General features: G+C 51.0%; 5 protein-coding genes. All 5 read left to right on the plus strand.

Annotated elements, in window-relative coordinates; all coding sequences use genetic code 11:
- Positions 1–123 precede the first annotated feature (123 nt).
- The 5 genes from J4F31_11555 to J4F31_11575 all read left to right on the plus strand — a co-directional run bounded on the left by J4F31_11555 (position 124) and on the right by J4F31_11575 (position 6,260).
- Positions 124–1,035, plus strand: a complete 912-nt coding sequence (locus J4F31_11555; protein MCE2497192.1) for a hypothetical protein — start codon at positions 124–126, stop codon at positions 1,033–1,035.
- A 12-nt stretch (positions 1,036–1,047) separates the two neighbouring features.
- Complete coding sequence (locus J4F31_11560) at positions 1,048–2,088, plus strand: cytochrome-c peroxidase (protein ID MCE2497193.1); 1,041 nt, start codon at positions 1,048–1,050, stop codon at positions 2,086–2,088.
- A 41-nt stretch (positions 2,089–2,129) separates the two neighbouring features.
- A complete protein-coding gene (locus J4F31_11565) occupies positions 2,130–3,605 on the plus strand; it encodes a hypothetical protein (GenBank protein ID MCE2497194.1) in 1,476 nt (491 codons plus the stop codon).
- 585 nt (positions 3,606–4,190) lie between these two features.
- On the plus strand, positions 4,191–5,111 hold the full coding sequence (locus J4F31_11570; protein MCE2497195.1) for an aldo/keto reductase: 921 nt from the start codon (positions 4,191–4,193) through the stop codon (positions 5,109–5,111).
- 228 nt (positions 5,112–5,339) lie between these two features.
- Complete coding sequence (locus J4F31_11575; protein MCE2497196.1) at positions 5,340–6,260, plus strand: CPBP family intramembrane metalloprotease; 921 nt, start codon at positions 5,340–5,342, stop codon at positions 6,258–6,260.
- Positions 6,261–6,452 lie beyond the last annotated feature (192 nt).

Raw genomic sequence — 6,452 nt, forward strand, 5'->3', positions numbered from 1 at the left:
ATGATTTGATACCTACAAAATACAGCCCTTTGGGCAGCGCTCCTTTATTATGCCTCAGAAAAATTTATTTTGGACGGGTGTGAAAAAAAACTAACTTAGAGTTGCGATAACAATTCTCCGTCTATGGTTCGATCTCTACTCTTTCTATTTATGGTTCTCTCCCTTTCGGCTTCTGCTCAATGGCCCATCGCTCAGCAGTTCTTCGAGGGCCCGGATATGAATCAATATCCTTTTGAGCCAACCATAGACACTACTCATGGTCTGTCCGCTTGGCAGATCGGCACTCCGTCGAAGACCGTATTCGACAGTGCTTATTCGTTACCGCGGGCCATCATGACCGACACCATGAATCCGGTGAGCTCACTCGACACGGCGCGATTCGAATTCGTAGTGGACCAAAACTACCTCTGGAATCCGGCCATCTACGGCTTTCAATGGATGCAAAAGTTGGATCTTCCGAGCGAGACGTACGGATTGGTCGAATTCACGACCGATGGCATACAGTGGCGCAACGTGTTCAACGATCCGTACGTATACAATTGGTATGGCTGGGATGCGACCAACGTCGATACCTTATCGGGCGGAGAAATCGTTTTTACCGGGCAAGATACCGTGTGGCGCAACCTTTGGTTGTGTATTTATTACGATTTTTCAGGAATCTTCGAGTACCGCATTCGATTCACGGTGTGGAGCAACGCCGAAACAGGTCCGGCCGACGGTTGGATGATGGATAATTTCTATCTCAACGAAACCCTTACCCACGTGCTCAAAGAGCCCCAAATGCCGGAACCCATATTGGTGTATCCGACCGAAACGGACGGGCGCGTGAATATTCGCATTGACCACAATAGCTTTCAGGACCATATTAGCGCGCTTCGGCTGATCGATCTGGAAGGCCGGGTGCTTCAGGAGTACGCGGACTTGCCGCCTAAATTCTGGATCGAATTTACCGATCAGGCTCCGGGATGGTACATCGTGGAGGTTCAAACGAAAAAACACCATGAGCAGTACCGCGTACATTATCAACCGCGATGATTTACTCCTAGCATGCGATGGTTGATCTTTTTGCTCCTCAGCTGGACCATTCGGGCCGCAGGCCCAACACCCTACGAATATCCGAAGCTGCGGAACTTCCCGGAACCCGCTTCTCCGGCTGACAATCCGACCACGATCGAAGGGGCGCTCTTGGGCCGATACCTCTTTTACGACCCCGTTCTAAGCCATGACAGCACGGTGAGTTGCTCTAGTTGTCACCGTCAGGAGAACGCCTTTGCCGATGCAGCCGCCGATTTCAGTAGTCCGCGAAAGGGTGCGCCCATGAAACGCAATACTCCGCCCCTTTTCAACGTGGTGTATCACAGCGATTTCTTTTGGGATGGGCGCTCTCCGTCGCTCGAAGACCAGGTATCGCACCCGGTTCACGACTCCAGAGAATTCAACTCCAACTGGGCTGAGATCACCCGCAAGCTTCAGAAAAGCGAGCTCTACCCTTCCCTGTTCAATGCCGCCTTTCCGGGCCGGGCGATCGACAGCACTACGGTGAGCAAAGCCATTGCTCAGTTCGAACGCACCTTGTTATCGGTCAATGCACCCCTCGACCAATCCCGGCGGGGCGAGGGACAGTTATCGGAGCTCGCGGTGCGCGGATTCGAGATCGTGACCGATCAGAGTATGGGCGGGTGCTTTTTGTGTCATCAAATCGATGGTTTTCCTTTGGGCACGGATCTGAGTTACCGCAACAACGGGCTCAGCGAGGCGCAAATACGGGCCGATTCGGGCCGTGCGGCCATCACCGGCAATCGCTCTGAGGTCGGCGCCTTCAAGGTACCGAGCCTGCGCAATGTGGCGGTCACTGCGCCCTATATGCACGATGGTCGGTTCGAAACTCTCGAAGAGGTCCTCGAATTCTACAGTTCAGGGATAGCGAATACGCCATACAGCGATACGCGAATGAGCCAAGCCCACCGCGGCGGACGGCTTTTTTCGGATGGTGATCGCCGCGCCATCATCGCTTTCCTGCACGCCTTGACCGATTCCACCCTGCTTTCCAATCCCGAATTCTCGGATCCGTTCGCCGACACATACTAATTGTGAATTAAAATCGTACTAGTATCTGTACTTTTGCCCCCATGCGCATCGCAAGCCTTACATTATTTGCCCTGATACTGCTCTTTGCCGCCTGTCGCAAAGAAAAGCAAATCACCACCGATTCGTCGGCCAAGCTGACCTTCAGCAACGACACGATCATTTTCGACACCGTTTTCACGACTATTGGCTCGGCAACGCGCAGCTTCAAGATCTACAACAAGAATGCTCAGGCCGTGCAGATCGATCGTATCGCCCTCGCGGGCGGAAGCTCAAGTAAGTTCCGTTTGAACATCAACGGAACCCCGGCGAATGAACTCTCCGATATCATTCTCGATGGCGGCGACAGCATTTACGTTTTTGCCGAGGTGACCATTGACCCGCTGAACGACAACAATCCGCTCATCGTCAACGACAGCATCATCTGCAACACCAACGGCAATCGCCAAAGCGTGATCCTCGAAGCCTGGGGGCAAGATGCCTACTTCCATTACCCCGACACCGACCTGTTGGACGATGAGGGCAATGTGATCTTGCGCTACTCCATCATTGACTGCAACGATACCTGGATGAACGATAAGCCGCACGTGATCTATGGCTTTGCCGTGGTCGACGAGGATTGTGAGCTCACCGTTACGGCAGGCACCAACATTCACCTTCACGATCAGGCCGTTCTGTGGGTCTACGACGGAGGAACGCTCAAGATACAAGGCCAAGCCGGTAGCGAGGTGTTGATACAAGGCGATCGGCTCGAGCCCGAATACGAAGAAGAGCCCGGTCAATGGGGCTTTATTTGGCTGAGCGCGGGCTCTACGGGCAATGAGATCGACCACGCCGTCATCAAGAACGGAACGGTGGGTTTACGGGTCGACACCACGGCCGGACCCGACCAGCGGACTTTAGTGCTCACCAATTCAGTGATCCGCAACATGGCCTCGGTCGGAATTCTCGGTCAGGGAACGGATCTACTCGCTCAAAATGTTGAGGTCAGCAACTGCGGTATTCACAACGTAGTCTGTCAGATCGGAGGTAAATATCGGTTCGAGCACTGTACTTTCAGCGCGTATTGGGTAGGCGGCTCACGTGGGACTCCGGCCGTGTTGCTCAACAACTGGTACGAAGACGACAACGACAACATTATTCCCCGCGATCTGGAGGAGGCCTATTTCGGCAACTGCATCATTTACGGCAACAACGTGAACGAGGTCGGATTCGACCGCGATGACGACGCGCAATACGAGTTCTTTTTTGAGCACGACATCATCAAGCTCAAGAAAAGCGACTACAGTGACCTCACGTGGCTCGACTTTGAGGATCCAACGCGTTTCGACAACATCTCGTGGAACGTGGACCCTATCTTCATTGATCCGCAAGAGGGAAACAATCAGCTCGACACCCTCAGTGGTGCCATGAACATCGCCAAGTTGAGCCTCAGCCAGCAGATTCCCTTTGACCTATTGGGGAACTCGCGGCTGAACGATATAGGCTCGGATTTGGGTGCGTACGAGCGAATCGAGTAAACTCGATTCGAGTTCTTAATTCTTAGTGTTGAGGTCTTAGTTATATTTCTTCTTGAAACGATTTTTTCTGCAATTCTTTCCACTCGTAAAAGAGCAACTTGAATTAAAAGGTGCAATCGATTATTGGATAAACCTCTTAAAGGATGTCGAAGATCCAGAATTCAAGATTCATAATTCAGGAGGTGGCCATTTTATGCTCGAATCCAATCTCTCAATCGGTGTGCTGCATGCGAGCATTGAGGCATCACATTTCTATGCTTAGAAAACCGATTCCATTTACGTTTTGCTTAATCTTGAACAGGATGGGCCAAGTAAAACTCGATTTTCTTTTATAACACACCGTACTTCCACTACAGTTTATTCCGCTCTTATGGGATTAATTCTTGTATTGCGGTATCTTCATTACAAACACTTTGACTGAATCTGTTCTATCCATTGTCCTTGGTGCGATCATTCCGGCTTTTTTCACATTGTAGTGAGAGAGCAACAAAAGGCGTTGATCAACAAGCTGAAGTTCTGTATCAGAAAGCGAAAACATCACGAAAACTACCTCACATGACACTAAACTTCTCGAACAAAGATAAAATGCCCGGTTTGGGCTTAGGAACCTGGAAATCGAAACCCGGAGAGGTGAAACGGGCCATAAAGCAGGCCATTGAACTGGGATATCGGCACATCGACTGTGCGGCCATTTACAAGAACGAGGCGGAGATCGGCGAGGCCCTTTCAGAATGTCTGGCCGAGGGTCTGGTAAAAAGAGAGGAGCTATGGATCACCTCGAAATTGTGGAACGATGGCCACCGAAAGGAGGACGTGCAGCCTGCGTTGGAAAAAACGCTTTCCGATCTGCGTTTGGAGTACCTCGACCTATACCTCATGCACTGGCCGGTGGCCTTTAAAAACGGCCTTGACTTTCCGGAAGATTTGGACGGTTATGTCCCCTTAACGGAAGTGCCTTTGGAAGAAACCTGGGAGGCCATGCAGGAATTGCAAAGCAACGGTTTGGTGCGTCATATCGGCACTTCGAATTTTAGTGCGAAGAAACTACAGCGATTGATCGATGTGGGTGGGCAACAACCGGAGATGAATCAAGTTGAGCTGCACCCCTACCTTCAGCAGCAGGAGCTCATTGATTTTTGCCACGCCCACGGCATTCACGTTACGGCGTACTCACCTCTTGGCTCTATGGACCGCCACGAATCGATGAAGAAAGAAGGCGAACCCGTTCCATTGAAGAGCGATATAATTATGGCCATAGCCCAAAAAAACGGGATGAGTCCTGCCCGGGTATTGATCAGATGGCAGCTGCAGCGAAATATCGCGGTGATTCCGAAGTCGACCAATCCGGTTCGCTTGAAAGAGAATCTCGACTCGTTGAACTGCGAGCTCAGCGAAACCGACATGGCGGAAATTAAATCCATGGACCAACACAAACGAATCGTGGATGGGGCGTTCTTCACGGTGCCGGAAAAGGGCTACACCACGGAGAGCTTGTGGGATGAGTAGGATCGTTGCGTTCCAACGCCATGACGAAATGATGCTATGAGGGCGGAGTTGTGCATCGTGCCGTAGGCACAGAAAACAAGGGTATTCGGGCAGAAATTAGCGAAACACGGTGTGTCGATGGGCGGGTATGCGTTGGGGCATCGAAAATTCGTCTTGAAGGCGAGTAGAGTTCGCGGTGCGATCGTTATTTTTACATCGAGCCGAATTAAATTCCGTTGACTCGCCATAATGAAGGTACTCCTCGCCCACCTCAGAAACTACATCGCCGAGTATTTTAGGTGGTCGATCTACCTTTTTACGGCACTTTGGCCGGTGGTCATTTTTTCGATCAACTACAGTCTGGATTTCGAGGATGGCCTAGTCGATACCCTGCCGACATACGGTCAGCGACTCGTGAGTTTCATACTGTTTCACTTCATTCCCTTTGCTGTTCCGGCGGCGTTCATCGCCTACCACACCAACTCGAAGTTGTTTTCATCGAGGGAGTTTTGGGCCAAGATATTGTTGGTGTTCTTTATGCTCGCCGCCTACCGGTCGCTGCGGCTGTACGATTTCTTTTGCTGGTCGTCGATGATCAACGGCTGTTTGTACTGGTTCAGGGTATTCAGTCGTTACATTGGGTTGTTGATGTTCTTGTTGCCTTTGCTGGTCTTTTACCGCACGGACAAAAAGTACCTCAAATCGTTTTACGGGATGGATCTTCATTTCAGCAGCATACGGTCGTACTTTCCCTTGTTGGGGATTATGGCGGTGATTATATTCATCGCCGCGTTGGTGAGCGATGATCTGCAATCGTATTACCCGGTATACAACCGTTCGGGCGGACCCAACTACGCCGTCAACAACAACATACCTCAATGGAAGACCGTGTTGTTGTTCGAATCGAGTTATCTCTTCAACTTTCTGAGTACGGAATTCTTTTTCCGCGGCTTCTTTATTCTGGCCCTCGGTCGCTTATTTGGCCCGCACATAGTGCTTCCGGTGGCCTGTGTATATGCGTCGATCCACTTCGGCAAACCCTTTCCGGAAGCCTTGAGCAGCATATCCGGCGGCTACATATTGGGGGTTTTAACGCTTAAAACGGAAAACATCTGGGGCGGATTTTTTCTGCATGCCGGCAGCGCGTTCTTCATGGAGCTCTTTGCCTAGCTGATCTAATTTTTTCTCATTGCCTACGGCGCGATGCGGGTCTTTGTCGTCTCCGGTTGGCCGCCCACCGGGGCGTTAAACGGATGTGGCTAGGCGTGTATCGTGCCGCAGGCGCCAGTAATCATTTTTTGCCTTTGGCCTTTAGTACCGGGATTTGTCCTTCACTTGTATTTAATTGTGCGCATGGCACAT

It is taken from the genome of Flavobacteriales bacterium, from assembly GCA_021296215.1.
Lineage (GTDB): Bacteria > Bacteroidota > Bacteroidia > Flavobacteriales > ECT2AJA-044 > ECT2AJA-044.